This window comes from Micromonospora sediminimaris (genome assembly GCF_016863575.1).
In the GTDB taxonomy this organism is placed as follows: Bacteria; Actinomycetota; Actinomycetes; order Mycobacteriales; family Micromonosporaceae; genus Micromonospora; species Micromonospora sediminimaris.
Genome location: NZ_BOPD01000011.1, coordinates 212,504 through 227,580 on the forward strand (window position 1 = coordinate 212,504; position 15,077 = coordinate 227,580).

The 15,077-nt window shown below is 71.3% G+C and carries 14 protein-coding genes; 8 read left to right on the forward strand and 6 right to left on the reverse strand.

The window, feature by feature from the left end:
- Window positions 1-52: 52 nt before the first annotated feature.
- Window positions 53-748 carry a hypothetical protein gene (locus tag Vse01_RS10305; protein WP_093405637.1) on the forward strand — a complete coding sequence of 232 codons (696 nt, stop codon included), beginning with the start codon at window positions 53-55 and terminating at the stop codon, window positions 746-748.
- Between the two features lie 126 nt (window positions 749-874).
- Here Vse01_RS10305 and Vse01_RS10310 read toward each other — a convergent pair whose 3' ends face one another.
- The gene (locus Vse01_RS10310; protein ID WP_093405634.1) at window positions 875-2,449 is read right to left on the reverse strand and encodes an FMN-binding glutamate synthase family protein; all 1,575 of its coding nucleotides are present in this window, start codon (window positions 2,447-2,449) and stop codon (window positions 875-877) included.
- A gap of 239 nt (window positions 2,450-2,688) precedes the next feature.
- Between Vse01_RS10310 and Vse01_RS10315 the strand changes: the two genes are divergently transcribed.
- The 3 genes from Vse01_RS10315 (at window position 2,689) to Vse01_RS10325 (ending at window position 6,363) form a co-directional block, all read left to right on the forward strand.
- A complete protein-coding gene (locus Vse01_RS10315; RefSeq protein WP_093405632.1) occupies window positions 2,689-4,374 on the forward strand; it encodes a serine/threonine-protein kinase in 1,686 nt (561 codons plus the stop codon).
- Window positions 4,375-4,422: 48 nt separating this feature from the next.
- Window positions 4,423-5,205, forward strand: coding sequence for a hypothetical protein (locus tag Vse01_RS10320; protein WP_204019241.1), 783 nt, complete (start codon window positions 4,423-4,425; stop codon window positions 5,203-5,205).
- Window positions 5,206-5,757: 552 nt separating this feature from the next.
- Window positions 5,758-6,363, forward strand: coding sequence for a lytic polysaccharide monooxygenase auxiliary activity family 9 protein (locus Vse01_RS10325; protein WP_093406097.1), 606 nt, complete (start codon window positions 5,758-5,760; stop codon window positions 6,361-6,363).
- A gap of 97 nt (window positions 6,364-6,460) precedes the next feature.
- Here Vse01_RS10325 and Vse01_RS10330 read toward each other — a convergent pair whose 3' ends face one another.
- Entirely contained in the window at window positions 6,461-7,645 is a 1,185-nt protein-coding gene (locus Vse01_RS10330) for a PucR family transcriptional regulator (protein WP_093405628.1), read from the reverse strand.
- 242 nt (window positions 7,646-7,887) lie between these two features.
- Here Vse01_RS10330 and Vse01_RS10335 point away from each other — a divergent pair, with 242 nt between their 5' ends.
- From Vse01_RS10335 to Vse01_RS10350, 4 genes are all read left to right on the forward strand, one after another.
- Window positions 7,888-8,679, forward strand: a complete 792-nt coding sequence (locus tag Vse01_RS10335; RefSeq protein WP_093405625.1) for a hypothetical protein — start codon at window positions 7,888-7,890, stop codon at window positions 8,677-8,679.
- Window positions 8,676-9,500, forward strand: a complete 825-nt coding sequence (locus tag Vse01_RS10340) for a hypothetical protein (RefSeq protein ID WP_170863457.1) — start codon at window positions 8,676-8,678, stop codon at window positions 9,498-9,500. Before Vse01_RS10335 ends, Vse01_RS10340 begins: the two co-directional genes overlap by 4 nt.
- A gap of 84 nt (window positions 9,501-9,584) precedes the next feature.
- Window positions 9,585-10,625, forward strand: coding sequence for a mechanosensitive ion channel family protein (locus tag Vse01_RS10345; protein ID WP_093406094.1), 1,041 nt, complete (start codon window positions 9,585-9,587; stop codon window positions 10,623-10,625).
- Between the two features lie 198 nt (window positions 10,626-10,823).
- Complete coding sequence (locus tag Vse01_RS10350; protein WP_093405620.1) at window positions 10,824-12,215, forward strand: MFS transporter; 1,392 nt, start codon at window positions 10,824-10,826, stop codon at window positions 12,213-12,215.
- 5 nt (window positions 12,216-12,220) lie between these two features.
- Here Vse01_RS10350 and Vse01_RS10355 read toward each other — a convergent pair whose 3' ends face one another.
- The 4 genes from Vse01_RS10355 to Vse01_RS29605 all read right to left on the reverse strand — a co-directional run bounded on the left by Vse01_RS10355 (window position 12,221) and on the right by Vse01_RS29605 (window position 14,566).
- Window positions 12,221-12,640: a YchJ family protein gene (locus Vse01_RS10355; protein ID WP_170863456.1), complete on the reverse strand. Its 420-nt coding sequence runs from the start codon at window positions 12,638-12,640 to the stop codon at window positions 12,221-12,223.
- 159 nt (window positions 12,641-12,799) lie between these two features.
- Window positions 12,800-13,270 (reverse strand): hypothetical protein, encoded by a 471-nt coding sequence (locus Vse01_RS10360; RefSeq protein WP_093405615.1) that lies wholly within the window; start codon window positions 13,268-13,270, stop codon window positions 12,800-12,802.
- A gap of 66 nt (window positions 13,271-13,336) precedes the next feature.
- Window positions 13,337-13,951 carry a class F sortase gene (locus Vse01_RS10365; RefSeq protein WP_093405613.1) on the reverse strand — a complete coding sequence of 205 codons (615 nt, stop codon included), beginning with the start codon at window positions 13,949-13,951 and terminating at the stop codon, window positions 13,337-13,339.
- 126 nt (window positions 13,952-14,077) lie between these two features.
- Window positions 14,078-14,566, reverse strand: coding sequence for a hypothetical protein (locus Vse01_RS29605; RefSeq protein WP_093405611.1), 489 nt, complete (start codon window positions 14,564-14,566; stop codon window positions 14,078-14,080).
- Between the last annotated feature and the right edge of the window lie 511 nt (window positions 14,567-15,077).

Here is a 15,077-nt window from a genome sequence, read left to right on the forward strand (position 1 = left end):
GGCACCGGCCCATCACCTACTTTTCCGACTTCATGCCTCACCAGGAGTAACCATGCACGTCACCCTGCCGGTCAACCGTGCCCGATGGTGCGACGTCGACTGGATCGTCGACCTGCTCACCGCCACGATCGTCCCCACGTCCCTCGGCGCGTGGCTCGTGCCCGATGAGCGGCGCCGTGCTGCCGTGATCGCCGCCGTGGCCCGCATCTGGACCGAGCACGCCCTGCTGTTCGGCGACGCGTTCCTGCTCAAGGACGGGACCGCCGCCACCGTCTGGTTCCACCGCTATCGCCCGATCCCGCCGCCACCCCGCTACGACGAGCGACTCGACGACGCCAGCGGCGAACACGCCGTGCGCTTCCGTCGCGTCGACCATCTCCTTGCCGCGCGGCGGCCCGCCGAGGCACACAACCACCTCGCGTTCCTCGCCGCACCCCCGGACGTCGACCGGGCTCGTCAGGCCGCCGCCGTCCTCGCCGGCAGCCACCGGTACATGGACAACCTCGGTCTGCCCGCGTACGCGGAGGTGCACGACGACGACCTGCGTCTCTATCGCCGGCTCGGCTACCGGGGCCGGCAACGTCTGTCGGGTCCCGGCGGCGCCACCGTCAACCTGCTCTGGCGGCCGGTCCCGTCGGTCCGGATCAGTCACTCGACCGTTGCGACGCGTCGGGTACCACCCGCCCTACAGGCGACGCCGCCCAGGACGGTGATGACGGTCGACGCCGGAGGAGGGGCCTGCCGCTGATCCGTGCTGAGATGGCACGAACGTGATCCGTCCTCCGGCGACCCGGACGCGCGCGGGTCGGCCCGGTCGACCCGCGCGCACCCGGGCTCGAAACCACCGTCGGCGGCTGGTGCGAAACGTCGGGCGTCAACGCTGGGCGGTCGGTGACGGGGGAGCGCTGCCGCCCTGGGGTGCCTCGGTGGACATCAGCTCCACGACCGCCTTGCGGTCGGCCGCCGACGGTAGGCCCCAGCCAGGTCGGTACCCGTACACCTCGCGCAGCGGAGTGGCGCTGGTCCGCCCGCCGAGTATCTCCACGGCGTCGGTGTCGATCAGCCCTGGATGCTCCACCCCGCACGCCTCGGAGACTTTCATCAGGTCCCGCCGCAGCGTCTTGAGGTAGTGCGCCGCCCGGACCGACTTCGATGCCGGGTCCAGCCCCCGGGTCAGCCAGGCGTTCTGGGTGGCCACTCCGGTGGGGCAGGTGTCGGTGTGGCACTTCTGCGCCTGGATGCAGCCGATCGCCAGCATCGCCTCCCGGCCCACGGCCACCAGGTCGCAGCCGAGCGCGAACGCGACCACCGCGTTGTCGGGCAGGCCGAGCTTGCCGGAGCCCACGAAGACGACCTGCTCGTGCAGGTCACGTTCGGCGAAGATGGGATAGATCCGGGCGAAGCCCTGCTGGAACGGCAGCGACACGGAATCGGTGAAGATCAGTGGCGCGGCCCCGGTGCCGCCCTCGCCGCCGTCGATGGTGACGAAGTCGACGCCTCGGCCGGTGTCGCGCATCAGGTCGGCCAGGTCGGTCCAGAAATCGAGGTCGCCCACGGCCGATTTGATACCGACCGGCAGACCGGTCTCGGTGGCCAGGAGTTCCACCCAGTCGAGCAGGCTGTCGCAGTCGGCGAACTCCGCGTGCCGCGAGGGGCTGACACAGTCCCGTCCGACCGGGATCCCCCGGGTCGCGGCGATCTCCGCCGACACCTTCGCCCCCGGCAGCAGGCCACCCAGGCTGGGCTTGGCGCCCTGACTGAGCTTGATCTCCAGCGCCCGCACCGGTGCGCCGGCGACCACGTCCTTGAGCCGGGCCAGGTCGAACCGGCCCCGATCGTCGCGGCAGCCGAAGTACGCGGTACCCAGTTGCAGGATCAGCTCGCCGCCGTGGCGGTGATACGGGGACAGCCCGCCCTCGCCGGTGTTGTGCAGGCAGTCGGCGAGCGCCGCGCCCCGGTTCAACGCCTCGACAGCGGGGCCGGACAGGGAGCCGAAGCTCATCCCGGAGATGGTCACCACCGACGCGGGGCGGAACGCGTGGGTGCGGCGTCGCGCGCCTCCGAGCACCTTCGCCGACGGCAGTCGCACCTCGTGCCCGGTAGTCGGCGTCGACGGCGGTACCGCCCGACCGAAGGTGCGGTGCTTGATGACCGGATATCCCGGGCTGTACTCGATGTCGTTGTCGGTGCCGAACCCGAAGTAGTTGTTCTGCCGCTTCGCCGAGGCGTACACCCAGCGGCGTTGGTCCCGGGTGAACGGACGTTCCTCGTTGTTGCCGGCCACGATGTACTGCCGCAGCTCCGGCCCGAGCGATTCGAGCAGGTAGCGGGCGCGACCCAGCAGCGGAAAGTTGCGCCTCAGCGCGTGCTCGCGTTGCAGCAGGTCACGGGCGGCGAGCGCGGCGAGGGCGGTGACGGCGGCGGGTACGGCGTGACGGGCCCATCTCATCCCGCCACACTTTCCGTCGCCGAGCCCGGTCAAACGTCGGGGCGGTGCAGCTCAGCGCCGGTCGGCGGCACCAGGCGCAACGGGTAGGCCGCCGACCGTGCCCACCGGACGACTCACCAGTTGGCCACCCGGTGGGGTCGGTGCACCCGCCGGGCCGATGGCGTCACCGGCGGCGGTGGCGATAATGATCGCGTGTTCAGCGGCACCGTTCACTTGCGCGTGGCACGGATAGTGGCGACATGAACGGTTGGCAGGTCTCCGGCTACACCCCGGTCCGTCGGCTCGGTGCCGGTGCCTCCGGCAGCGTCGATCTCGCCGTGCACGACGCCACCGGCACCGCGGTGGCGATCAAGTATCTGACCACCGGGCCCGACGACGAGCTGTTGCGGGCCGACTTCCGGGACGAGGCGCGGCTGCTTGCCGACATTGACGACCCGCACATCTGTCGCCTCTACGAGTACGTCGAGGCGTCCGGCGGGGCGGCGATCGTGATGGAGTTGGTCAACGGCGTGTCGCTGCGCCAGATGCTGCGTGCGCAGGGTCCCACCACACCGGAGTCGGCGCTCTGCGTGCTCAAGGGTTCCCTGGCCGGGCTCGGTGCGGCGCACGCGCGCGGCGTGGTGCATCGTGACTACAAACCCGAGAACGTGCTGGTGACTGCCGAGGGCGCGAGCAAGCTCGCCGACTTCGGCATCGCCATGCCGGTCGGTGTCGCCTCCGGTGGCACTGTCACCGGCACCCCCCGCTACATGGCTCCCGAGCAGTGGTCCGGTGCGCCGGCCAGCCCGGCCTGCGACATCTACGCCGCCACCGCCACCTTCTTCGAATGCCTCACCGGCCACCCGCCGTTCGACGGGCGGGATCTGGCCACGCTGCGCCGGCAGCACATCCGGGCGCCGATCCCCACCGATCGGGCACCGCGCCCGGTGCACGGCCTGCTGCGCGACGGAATGGCCAAGCGGCCCGACGACCGTCCACAGCCCGCGCAGGTCTTCCTCGCCAGCCTGGAGGAGGTAGCCGCCGGTGCCTACGGGGACGACTGGGAGGAACGCGGGTGGCGCGAGCTGGCTCGCCGGGCAGCGCTGCTGGCGGCCTTGTTTCCGTTCCCGGACGGCAGCGGGGGCGGCATCAGCGTGGCCAGCACGGCGGTCGGCGCCTCTGCGCCGACATCGGTGGGCGGGGCCGCCGACGGATCCGTACTTCGGCGGACCGGACGATCCCGGGCGGCGCTGGTCGGGTCCGGCCTGGTGGCGGCGATGCTGGTCGGCGTTGCCGGGCTCAGCTACGCCGGGAAGGACGAGCCACCGTCGGTCGGTGCGGCGGCGGCCACCGAGGCCCGCACGGATCTGACCGCCGGGACCGTCCCGACCGTCGGAGTGCCGGCCGCACAGCAGCCGACGCCGACGTCCGACGTGCCGACGGTCGGCACCCCCGGTTCACCCACCCCGACCGGTACGGGGACCGTCCCGACGGGCGGCACCACGGTCGAGCCGAGCCGGTCGGTGCGTCCCCCGGGCGGCTCACCGCCCGCGACGCCGGCGCCCACGTCGTCCACCAGTCCCGCACCGCCGTCGGACACCACCGCGCCCACCGTCGACCGGGTCACCGCGAGTCCGACCGAACTGGATCCGGCGGGCTGCCCGTTCGGGCCGACAGCGAGCACGGTCACCGCGCTCGTCGCCGACGACCGTACCGACTCGGGTGAACTGCGGGTCCGTCTGCGCTACACGCTCGAGAAGCGGTCCTACGAGCAGAACATGGCTCAGCTGCGTGGCGGCCAGTTCCGGGGCGTGCTCGGCGACCTGCCCAGGCCCGGAGCGACCACGCGGATCCCGGTCGCGGTCCTGGCCACCGACGCCGCCGGTAACACCACCACCGGTGCGACGGTGCACGTGACGCTCTACTCCTTCTGCACGCCCGGCTGACCAGCCGCCCCCGCACCCAGGCCCGCGACGAACGCAGGAGACGACAGCGTGAATCAGCCGGACGACGACGCCACGGAGGCCCTACCCACCCAACGGGTACCGGCCGAGCCGACCGTCACCCTGCCCGCACAGCCACCGTCCGTGACCGCACCTAAGCCGTCACTCGACGGTGCGGAGCCGACGCTGTCACTCGACGGTGCGGAGCGGACGCTGTCACTCGACGGTGCGGAGCGGACGCTGTCGCTGGCTGGGACCGGGGGAGACACGATGGCCGCGAATGTCACGGTCGGTACGCGTACCGGCGGCACGGCCCTGCCCGCGCCCACCGCCGGGCCCGGCGGCGAGCTGCGGTTCGGTCCCGGCGTGCCGGTCGCCCCGCCAGCGGCACCGGCCTGGCCGGCACCCGCGCCGCCGCGCCGGCCGTCGCCCTGGCGTCGCGTGACCACCGTGCTCTCCGCGCTGCTGAGCCTTGCGCTGCTGACGGCAGTGGGGTTGTGGATCTGGCAGCGACTCAGCCCGCTGGAGATCGCCGATGTCACCGCGAGCGTGCCCCGACCGGCCGAGGCACGCTGCGACGTCACCGTCGACGTGGTCGCCACCGTGCGGACCAACGGCCGCGCGGGCGTGATCGAGTATCAGTGGCTGCGGACCGGCAGTGCGCCTGGTGCTCTGCTCACCGAGCGCGTCGGTCGGGGACAGCGTAGCGTCACGCTGACGTTGCGCTGGTCGTTCACCGGGGTCGGCAGCACCACGGAGACCGCGACGGTGAACATCGTGTCGCCGGCACCGGCGCAGGCGGCGACCGAGGTCAGCTACGCCTGTCCAGGCTGACTCCGACGGGCCGCTGGTCGGGATGCGTCTGCGGCTGGGACGCCTACCGGCCCCCGGGATGCAGCGGCCCCATCCTGATCGCCCACGCCGTGGAACCGGGTAGCGCCGTGGAACCGGGCAGCGCCGCCGCCGAGCGGCTGCCGCTGCTCGCTGCGGACGCGACTTGACGACCTCTGCCGGCCACACCGACGTCCGCCTCTGGAACGAGCCGGCCTGACGGCGCTCTCGTACTATGAATCGCGAGCCGTCAACAACCGAAAGTTTCGATCCGGGACGTCGTTCGGGTGATCGGGTGGGTGGCGGAGTGGGTCATCGTCGCAGCACAGATGGGGCATTGGTGCCCTTCACGGTGACTCGGGCCGGCTCGGGACACAGTGGCACCAATTAAGATCATTATTGACATTTATGCGACTCGATGCTTATCTGGCGTTGGAAGCGCTCCCATCCACCGACACCACCGAGGAACGGAGGACGCACATGCGTTCACGCAGGCCTGATCAGAGCGGCGGACGGTCCCGGTCAGCCGTCCGCCAACCCCTTCGGGTGTTTGCCGTGCTACTCGCGATGATCGTTGGCGTGCTGCCCTGGGCCACCCCGGCCCAGGCGCACGGCACCATCATCAACCCGGCCTCCCGCGCCTACCAGTGCTGGCAGAGCTGGGGCAGCCAGCACACCAACCCGGCCATGCAGCAGCAGGACCCCATGTGTTGGCAGGCGTTCCAGGCCAACCCCGACACCATGTGGAACTGGATGAGCGCGTTGCGGGACGGTCTGGGCGGCAACTTCCAGGGCCGCACCCCCGACGGGCAGCTGTGCAGCAACGGGCTGTCCAGGAACAACAGCCTGAACCAGCCTGGCGCGTGGCGGACGACGAACGTGAGCCGCAACTTCACGGTCCAGCTCTACGACCAGGCCAGCCACGGCGCCGACTTCTTCCGCGTCTACGTCAGCAAGCAGGGGTTCGACCCCACCACCCAGCGGCTCGGCTGGGGCAACCTCGACTTCATCACGCAGACCGGCAGGTACGCGCCTGCGCAGAACATCTCGTTCAACGTCTCGACCTCCGGCTACACCGGACGCCACATCGTCTTCGTCATCTGGCAGGCTTCGCACCTCGACCAGGCGTACATGTGGTGCAGTGACGTGAACTTCGTCTGATCGACCAGCTCCATCGCTCCGGCCCAGGGTTGCCGTCCTGGGCCGGAGCGGCTCGTCGAGGCGGCCGCGACGCTGCGGCGGACCGGCACCGGCCGGCTCACTGCGTCCGGTCGGCCCGAGCACGGGCGATGCCGGCACCGATCAGGCGTACGCCTCGGGCCGTCGCGGGGTGAAAGCCGAGCAGGTCGTGGGCCCGGCGGATGCGATAGTCGAGCGTGCGCGGATGGATGTTGAGGGCCGCCGCGGTACGAAGGCGGTTCATGTCGTTGTCGTAGTAGGCAGCGAGCGTCTCGACAAGATCGGGGCCGGCGGAGAGACGGCGGGTGAGGTCGTCGAGCCAACGGTCGACCGCGGGCAGTTGTGCGACAGCGAGTTCGATCAGGACGTCGGCGACCGTGTGCAGGCAATCCGGCCTCGCCTGCGCGGGCGCGACGCAGCTGACCCGGCGGGCCAGGTCGGCGGTCTCGGCCAGGCTGCCGGTGGGGCCGGCGGCGGTGCCGATCGACAGCGGACGGCCGACGGTGTCGGCGAGACCGCGGATCACCGCGAGAGCGATCTGATGCTCCGTGGCGACGAGCGTTCCGACCGCCTCCGACACGGGGGTAAGCAGGACGAACTCCGACGGCTTGCGCCACATCATCGGCGTGCGGCGCACGTGCAGCAGCGTCTCGATGGTTCTGGCGCGCACCTTGGCGGTCAGGCGTCGCGTGTCGCCTCGGATGGTGACGACCGTGACCAGGTACGGCCCGTGGTGGGACAGGGCGAGGTCACCGGCGAGCTGACCGGCGGCGGGGTCGTCGTGAAGCAGTGCCAGCGTGAGGTGTTGTATCCGCGCTGCGAACGGCACGCTGCGGTGCTGCCCGGCGAGGAAACCCCGGGTGTACGCGGCCTGGGCGACCGCGCCCTGCGGGCCCAGCCACCGCAGCATTCGCATCACGTCCTCGATGTCGTCCGGCCCGGCCGCCTCGCGGATCTCCTGAAGTGTCAGCGTCGAGTGCAGCGTCAGCACCTGGCGTTGGGCTCCGGCGGAGATGCCACGTTCGCCGCGCTCCTGGCCGACCGACTCCATGTGCCGCAGATCGTCGTCGGTGAAAGGCTGCTCGTCGGCCGCGAGCGCAGCGGTGCGGCGGCGGAGCAGCACCGCGAAATCCATCATCGCGGCGAGCCCGTGGCTGGACACATCGACCCGCCGAAACTCGGGCAGCTCGCGTTGGTACACCCGAACAGCCCGTCGGGCGTTGCGGTCGACCTGCTTGCTGAGCTGGTGGAACAGGTCTCCCATTGAAGCCCCTGCCTCGAAGGTCCAGCCGTTCCCGCGTCACCTCAACCTCAGAGATTAGTGCCCCCGCCCGAGTAATAACCAGCGCTCCGCGAAGGGTGGCACCGCGTTCGATCGGGTCACCACAAGTGACAAGCGGCGTTGCCCGATCGCGCATCCGGGTTGTCACCGATGACGAAGACAAGCCGGTGCCGCGCGGTCCACGCTATTCGCGTCCGTCGATAACAGGGCGAAGGAGAATCGCCATGGGACGTCAACCGGTACGTACGCTCGTCGCCGCCACGCTGGCGGTCGCCCTGGCTGTTCCGGGTACGGCGGCGCCGGCGCACGCCGCCGACGGCACGGTGCCCGTGCAGAAGATCGGCACCACTGTCATCCAGCTGCTGAACCTGTTCAGTGACGGCGGGCTCAGCCCCGAGGAGATCGCCCAGCTGGTGACCGACACCATCCTGGCTGTCGACGATGCCGAGTCGGTGGTGCTCACGCACATGGACGCCCTCGCCGCGGCGCCGTGGCTCGGTGCGGCACGGGCGCACATCGTGGAGTTCAACGACATAGAGATCTTTGAGGAGGAGACGCTCTGGGACTGGGCGATGGCCGTCACCCGCGACGCCGACATGGCGGCGAGCGTCTTCAACGCGATGACGGACCCCAAGTCCCGCAACGACCTCGGGTACGCGATCCACACGCTCTACCCGATGGCGCTGGCCGCCCGGGCCAAGGCCGGGTTCGGCACGACCACGCTGATGCGCCACTACCGGGAGGCACTGGAGTCGATCGTGGAGAACCTCAAGCCGGTCTGCGCACCCCCCGCGCAAGGTGACCTGGACCCGCACCCGTCGATCTACCACGTCGTGCACGTCTGCACCGCGCCCGACGGTCGGCGACTGGAATTCCAGGACTACGAATACTTCGGCGACTGGCGGGAGGGCCCGTACTCGCCGGAGTCGCTGTTGGAGGCCGCCGGGGCGGGCACGAGTTGGGCGGTGGCCCGGGCGGTCCTACAAACCATGGACAACCAGGGAGGCGATCGGTGACAAGACTACGTAAGCGATTCGCTACCGGCATGGCGGCTGTGGTGCTGGCCACCGGGCTCGTCGTGCCGGGCGGAGCCCGACCGGCACAGGCGGCCGTGGACCCGACGACGGTGGCGGCCATCATCCAATTCGCTGCTGCGGCCTACTCGTACTTCAACAGTTCCCAGAACGGCGGACTCACTCTCGAACAGGCGACCAGCCAGATCATCGGCGCGGTAAACGCCTCGCGGGACGCGATCAACGCACACGCCGACGCCTTGGCGGTGGCGGAGGCGACCGGCTGCGTACGGCACCATGTGCTCGAGTTCGCCGACATCGCCGAGTTCCCGCTCAGCCTCAAGCAGCGCTGGGCGCAGGACGTGACAAGCTGCGTGACGCTCATCGACGCGCTGTGGAACGCGGTCACCAACGCCTCGGCGAAGAACCAGCTCGGCATCCTGCTCGGCGCCATCGGGCCGATCGCGCTGATCGCCCGGGCCCAGGCCCGCTTCAGCGTCACCGAGCTGAGGTCGTTGCTTGTCAACGCGTTCACCCGGGTGCAGACCCAGTGGCAGCCGTACTGCATGGGAACTCCGTACGGTGTCAACGAGGAATTCTGGATGAACTACCACGATCCGATCTGGCTCGACGGCGGCTTCTTCTGTTCCGGCCCGTACGACACCGTCACCCGTACGCACGTGGCCCAGGCATCCGCCGGCGGCATGGGGCTCTTCCAGTACGGGGCACTCATCCAGTACGACTTCAGCCCGCTGATCGACGCGGCGTCAAAGCAGTACGCGCACGGGGTCGCGGTCGCCTCACTGGCCCAACTGCGTCCGTAGGTCGTCTCCTCCACTGGTTTCTGCGCAGGGGCAGGCGGGTAGGTCGGGCCGGACGAACCACCTGCCCCTGTGGAGGACCATCCGATGCGAGACGACTTCGGTGACGCGGTGGGGGACACCCTCCGCTCGATACTTCTCTTCCTGCCCAAGGCGCTCGCCGTCGTGGCCATCCTGGTGGTCGGCTGGCTGCTGGCCAAGGCGGTGCTGAAGCTGGTCAACCGGCTGCTCGAAAGGGTCGGCTTCGACCGTGCGGTCGAGCGCGGCGGCATCCGCCGGGCCCTGGCCAGATCCCGCTACGACGCCAGCGACATCGTCGCCCGGCTCGCCTACTACGGGATCCTCCTGCTCACCCTCTACCTGGCCTTCGGGGTCTGGGGGCCGAACCCGATCTCCGACCTGATCGGCGGGGTCATCGCCTGGCTGCCCCGCGCCTTCGTGGCGATCGTCATCGTGGTTGTCGCCGCCGCCATCGCCAGTGCGGTGAAGGACATCATCTCGGGCGCGCTCGGCGGATTGTCCTACGGCCGGCTGCTGGCCACCGCCGCCTCGGCGTTCATTCTCGGACTCGGCATCATCGCCGCGCTCAACCAGATCGGTGTGGCGACCACGGTGACCACGCCGGTGCTGATCGCCGTGCTGGCCACGATCGGCGGCATCCTCGTGGTCGGGGTCGGCGGCGGGCTGGTGCGTCCGATGCAGAGCCGCTGGGAGTCCTGGCTCGCCCGGGCCGAGCAGGAGTCGCGGACCATCGCCGAGCACGCCCGGGCCTACTCCGCCAGCCGGCGCGAGGCCGACGAACGTCCCGCCGACCCCGCCGCCAGCGCGTCCACCCATGCGTCGGACGTCGCCACGCCCAGCACCTCCCACCCGGTCAACGCAGAGCCGACTTCCACCGGTGACGACCCGGAGGCGACCCAGGTCGTCACCGGCCCCGCCATCGATCCCGACGCGACCACGCCGCTACCACGCCAGGATCCGGCCCCGACGCAGCCCTCGGCGTCGCCGGAGAGCGACCCGGACACCACCCAGGTGGTCACTCCGAATCCGCCGCAGGTGCCGGCACCGCGCGACTCCGCCGACAGCGACTCGACAATCGTGCTGCCGAAGACCGGCGAGCAGCGTTGACCGTCGGGCGGGACGGGACCGGTACCGGTCCCGTCCCGCCCGGGCCGTTGGCCACGCCCGAATCACCCGTGCGGAACCGCCGGGTGGGCGTTAGCATCAGCGCCATGACCTGGCGACATTGATCCGTCATCCGAGGCCGTGGGCCGCCCCGGACGCCGTGACACCGGCGTCCGTGACCCGTCCACCTGAAAGGCCCCGATGACCCCGACCTCGCCGCGTGCCCGCCGCCTGGCCGGCACGCTCTACGCGTACGCGTTCCTCACCGACCTGGTGCTGCTCTACCCGGTGTACGCGCTGCTCTTCGCCGACACCGGCCTGTCGGTCGGGCAGATCTCCTCGTTGTTCGTCATCTGGTCGCTGGCCAGCATCGCGCTGGAGGTGCCCTCCGGTGCCTGGGCCGATGCGACCTCCCGACGGCGGATGCTCTGCCTCGCGCCGCTGTGCACCGCCGCCGGCTTCGCCCTCTGGACCCTCGCGCCGTCCTATCCGGCGTTCGCCGCCGGGTTCGTCCTCTGGGGGGCCGGCGGCGCGCTCGCCTCCGGCGCGACGGAGGCTCTGGTCTTCGACGAACTGGACCGGCTCGGTGCCGCCGACCGGTACGCCCGCGTCATCGGCCGGGCGCGCACCGCCGGGACCCTCGGTGTGCTGGCGTCGATCGTGCTGGCTGCTCCCGTGCTCGCGTTCGGTGGCTACCCGGCGGTTGGCGCGGCCAGCATCGCGGTGTGCCTGCTCGCCGCGGCCGTCGCCGTCCGCTTCCCCGAACACCGCCAGGCCACCCGCCCGGCCGGCGTCGCCTCCGCCCCGCCGGGCGGCCTCGACGTCGATCGCGCCGTGCCGCGTGGCGTCGATCGCGCCGCGTCGGCTGACCTCGACGCCGACCTCGCCGTGCCGGCCGTGGGCAGGGCGGCCCCAACCGTGGTCAGTGGGCCGGCGGACACCGTGACGGCCGCCGACCCGGACGGGGACGAACTCGGTTGGTGGCAGGGGCTGCGCGCGGGAGTCGCCGAGGCCCGAGGTCACCGGTCGGTGCGCCGGGCGGTGCTGCTCGTCGCCGGGGTCGGTGCAGTCTGGGGCGCACTCGACGAGTACACGCCGCTGCTGGCCCGCGACACCGGCGTCGCGCTGACCACCGTGCCGTTGCTGCTCCTGATCGTCACGCTCGGGCAGGTCGTCGGTGGTCTGCTCGCCCCGGTCGGTCAGCGGTTCGGCAGTCGTGGCTTTGCGCTGCTGCTGGCCGGCTCGGCGCTGGCCCTGGCCGGGGGCGCACTGTCGGGTCACCCGGCCGCGTTCGGGCTGGTGGCAGTGGCGTTCTGTGGTCTTCAACTGGCCTCTGTGCTGGCCGACGCGCGACTACAGGCCCGGATCACCGGGCCGGGGCGGGCCACCGTCACCTCGCTCGCCGGGATGGCCACCGACCTGACGATCATCGTGGTGTACGGCGGGTACGGCCTGGTCGCTACCGTGGCGGGCAATCGGGTGGCGTTCGCGGTCGCCGCCGTGCCGTACCTGCTGATCGCGGTGGCACTGGCGATCCGGCCGTCCGACGACCGGAGACCGCTCGCGTCGGTGGGGGTGGCCCGGGGCGGTTAACGGCTTCAGCCCAGGTCGTCGTCGAGGTATACCCAACGGCCGTCCTCACGGACGAAGCGGCTGCGTTCGGTCACCGTGCCCGGATCGTGCCCCTCCCGGTAGTGGGCGCGGAACTCCACGGTGCCGGTGCTGTCGAACAGGCCACCGCCGTCGGTGTCGAGCACCTCCAACCCGGTCCAGCGCTGGGTGGGGTCGAGGTGCAGCCGTGGCGGCCGGGTACCGGAGTGCCAGCTGCGCAGCAGATAGTCCGGGTCGCCCACGGCGAAGGCCGCGTACCGGGACCGCATCAGCGCCTCGGCCGTGGGCGCGTCGGCCTCACCCCGGTGCAGCCGTCCGCAGCAGTCCGCGTACGGCAGGCCCTGCCCGCACGGGCACGTCCCGGTCACCTCGGGTCCGCTGGCTGGTCGTCTGTCTCGCTTGGCCACGTCGCCATCCTTCCGGTCACGGCGTCGGCCACGGCCACCGGGGGCGCGTCGGCGCCGCTGCCGACCGCCGCGGCGGCCGTCGGAAAAACCGCCGAAGCTACGGCGGCCGGGCTCCCGACTCGCCCGCCCCAGGGCCCGACAGCCCTGCGGACGCGCCGGTCAGCGGGATCCCGAGCGGGGGCTCCGCCGGTTGCCGAACGACTCCATCGTGGTGGCCCGCTTCGCCGGTGCCGGCGTGGCCGAGCGGGACCGGGATGCGGCGGCCTGGGAGGCGGAGGTCTTCCTGGTCGGTGCCCGCTTCGTACCCGTGGCCTTCCCCGCCGGTGCCGTCCTGCCGGACGCTCTCGCCGCCGTCGCCTTCTTCGCCGATGCCTTCTTGACCGGGGCGGACTTCTTCGCCGCGGTTGCCTTGGCAGTGGGGCGGCGGGCCGGGGTGGCGGTGGCGGAGACTGCCTTCTTGCGGGCGACGCGGGAACTCGTCGGGGTGGGCTTCGTCTCGGGCGTCTTCGCGGCGGTGGCCCCGGTGGCCCGCTTCGCCGCCGTGGCCGCCTTCTTCGCCGCCACCTTCCGCGGCGGCGGGCCACCCTTCTCCGCGCCGGTCCGCTTGCTGGCCCGTGCTGCCTGCGCCATCGTCGCTCCTTGCGAATCTGCCGTGGGCGACAGTTCTTCCCGGCGCCCCGACGGTCAAACGCGGGTTCACGCTGCCCGGGTGGCGAAAACGATCACGTTGTCGACGTACTCGCCGGTGCCCCGGTCGAACCGACCGCCGCAGGTGATCAGTCGGAGGCCGGCCGCGTCGCCCGGCCCGTAGACCAGGTCCGTGGGGAACCGGTCCTTCGGATACGCCTCGACGTCGTGCACGGCGAAGCGCACCATCCGGGCGTCGGTCCGGACGATCTCGATGGTGTCGCCCGGACGCAGCCGCCCCAGGTGGAAGAAGACGGCTGGCCCGCCGGGGGAGTCCACGTGACCCACCAGCACCGCGTTGCCGGTCTCGCCGGGGCTGACTCCGGGCCGGTACCAGCCCGCGACACCCGGGCGGTCCAGTGGTGGCACCTCCAGCGCCCCGGCGGCGTCGGCGGCGACGGAGATCAGCGGTGCGCTGATGCCGACGGCCGGGATGCGTACCTCCACAGGGGCGGCCCGGGGCAGCGGCGACAGGTGCGGTGCCGGAACCGTCCGGTGCGGCGCCGTCGCGCCGTCGGGTTGCGGTGGTCGCGCCGGTAGCCGCGTCAGACCCGTGCCGACCAGCGCGAGGCCGGCCACCGCGAGCGCCGCGATCAGGAACCGGATCACCTGGTACGCCCGCACGGGAACCTCCGTTCGCGGTGCCCGCGAGGGGCGTGGGATCTTCGTCTGCCGGTGCCACCTCGGGTGCCCGCACCGTCGAGCACGGTGCGGGCACCCGTCGCAGGATGGGATGGGGTGAGTCGTGGATCAGTGGGTCGCGGCGGTGACGGCGTGGCGACGCCGCCGGGCCAGAATGACGGCACCGCCTAGCGCGGTGGCCAACAGGGTGGCGCCGGTGGCCAGGGTCCCGGCACCGTCGTCGTCACGGCCGCCGGCCTCGGCACCGCCGATCGGGGTGACCGTGAAGGTCGCACTGCCGTCGGCCGTACCGTCGCCGCAGGTGGCGGAGACCGTGTAGGTGCCGAGGGTGAAACCGGCGGTGAACAACTCCGCGCTCAACCCGCCACCGGCGGCTGCCGTGGTGGAGCGAACGTTCTGGTCGCGGTCAGGCCCGGTGACGCGGAAGATCGCGTCGCCTGATTTCGGGTTGCAGCCCGTCGCGGTCAGTACGACGGTTCCGCCGACCGGCGTGGTGGACGGCGACACGGTCGTGTCGGCCAGCGCGGTGCCGGGCAGCAACAGCGCGCCCAGAGCGATGCCACCTGCCGCCGGTATGAGAACTCTTCTTGCCTTCATACGCGTCTTCCCTCACTTTTCGTCCGCTGACTGCGTGGGACGTCGTTCGGGTGGCCAACTCCGTGACTAGCACCGGTGTGCCCAACACTAGGTGGCCTTGAGACTCGATCCGGTGAAAATGAGAAATCCTCGTTGCCGTCCGGTGTTCTCCCGGACGCCGTAGGCGTCGCGGAAGGGGCGGTCGGGGTACGCCGTGTCCGGCTGCTGGGGTTGTGGGCGCGATGCCCAGGTGGCCTACACCCGCGCCCCAGCCTGCGTGCGCCCTCCCAATGATCCCGGGGGGGTTTGGGGTGGGGTGTCGGGTTCCGGGGGAGGGGGTTGGGGAATGGTGTGGACCGGCCGGTCGTTGAACACTCGCGAACGGCCGTGAAAGACTGCCCGCACGGCGGGTGGCCCCGGGAATGTTGGCGGGTCGCCGGTCGTTGGACATGGTCGCGGCGATGCGAAGCGGCCCCTCAGGCCCCGCGTCCCGGAGATCTTTCCCCTTTCTGTTTTGAGCGCCTTTTGTGCT

Excerpts from the sequence above, each read along its gene's own strand:
- Vse01_RS10305 (WP_093405637.1), top strand. The coding sequence starts at position 53 with ATGCACGTCACCCTGCCGGTCAACCGTGCCCGATGGTGCGACGTCGAC.
- Vse01_RS10350 (WP_093405620.1), top strand. The coding sequence starts at position 10,824 with ATGACCCCGACCTCGCCGCGTGCCCGCCGCCTGGCCGGCACGCTCTAC.
- Vse01_RS10330 (WP_093405628.1), bottom strand. The coding sequence starts at position 7,645 with ATGGGAGACCTGTTCCACCAGCTCAGCAAGCAGGTCGACCGCAACGCC.
- Vse01_RS29605 (WP_093405611.1), bottom strand. The coding sequence starts at position 14,566 with ATGAAGGCAAGAAGAGTTCTCATACCGGCGGCAGGTGGCATCGCTCTG.
- Vse01_RS10335 (WP_093405625.1), top strand. The coding sequence starts at position 7,888 with ATGGGACGTCAACCGGTACGTACGCTCGTCGCCGCCACGCTGGCGGTC.
- Vse01_RS10360 (WP_093405615.1), bottom strand. The coding sequence starts at position 13,270 with ATGGCGCAGGCAGCACGGGCCAGCAAGCGGACCGGCGCGGAGAAGGGT.
- Vse01_RS10315 (WP_093405632.1), top strand. The coding sequence starts at position 2,689 with ATGAACGGTTGGCAGGTCTCCGGCTACACCCCGGTCCGTCGGCTCGGT.
- Vse01_RS10345 (WP_093406094.1), top strand. The coding sequence starts at position 9,585 with ATGCGAGACGACTTCGGTGACGCGGTGGGGGACACCCTCCGCTCGATA.
- Vse01_RS10310 (WP_093405634.1), bottom strand. The coding sequence starts at position 2,449 with ATGAGATGGGCCCGTCACGCCGTACCCGCCGCCGTCACCGCCCTCGCC.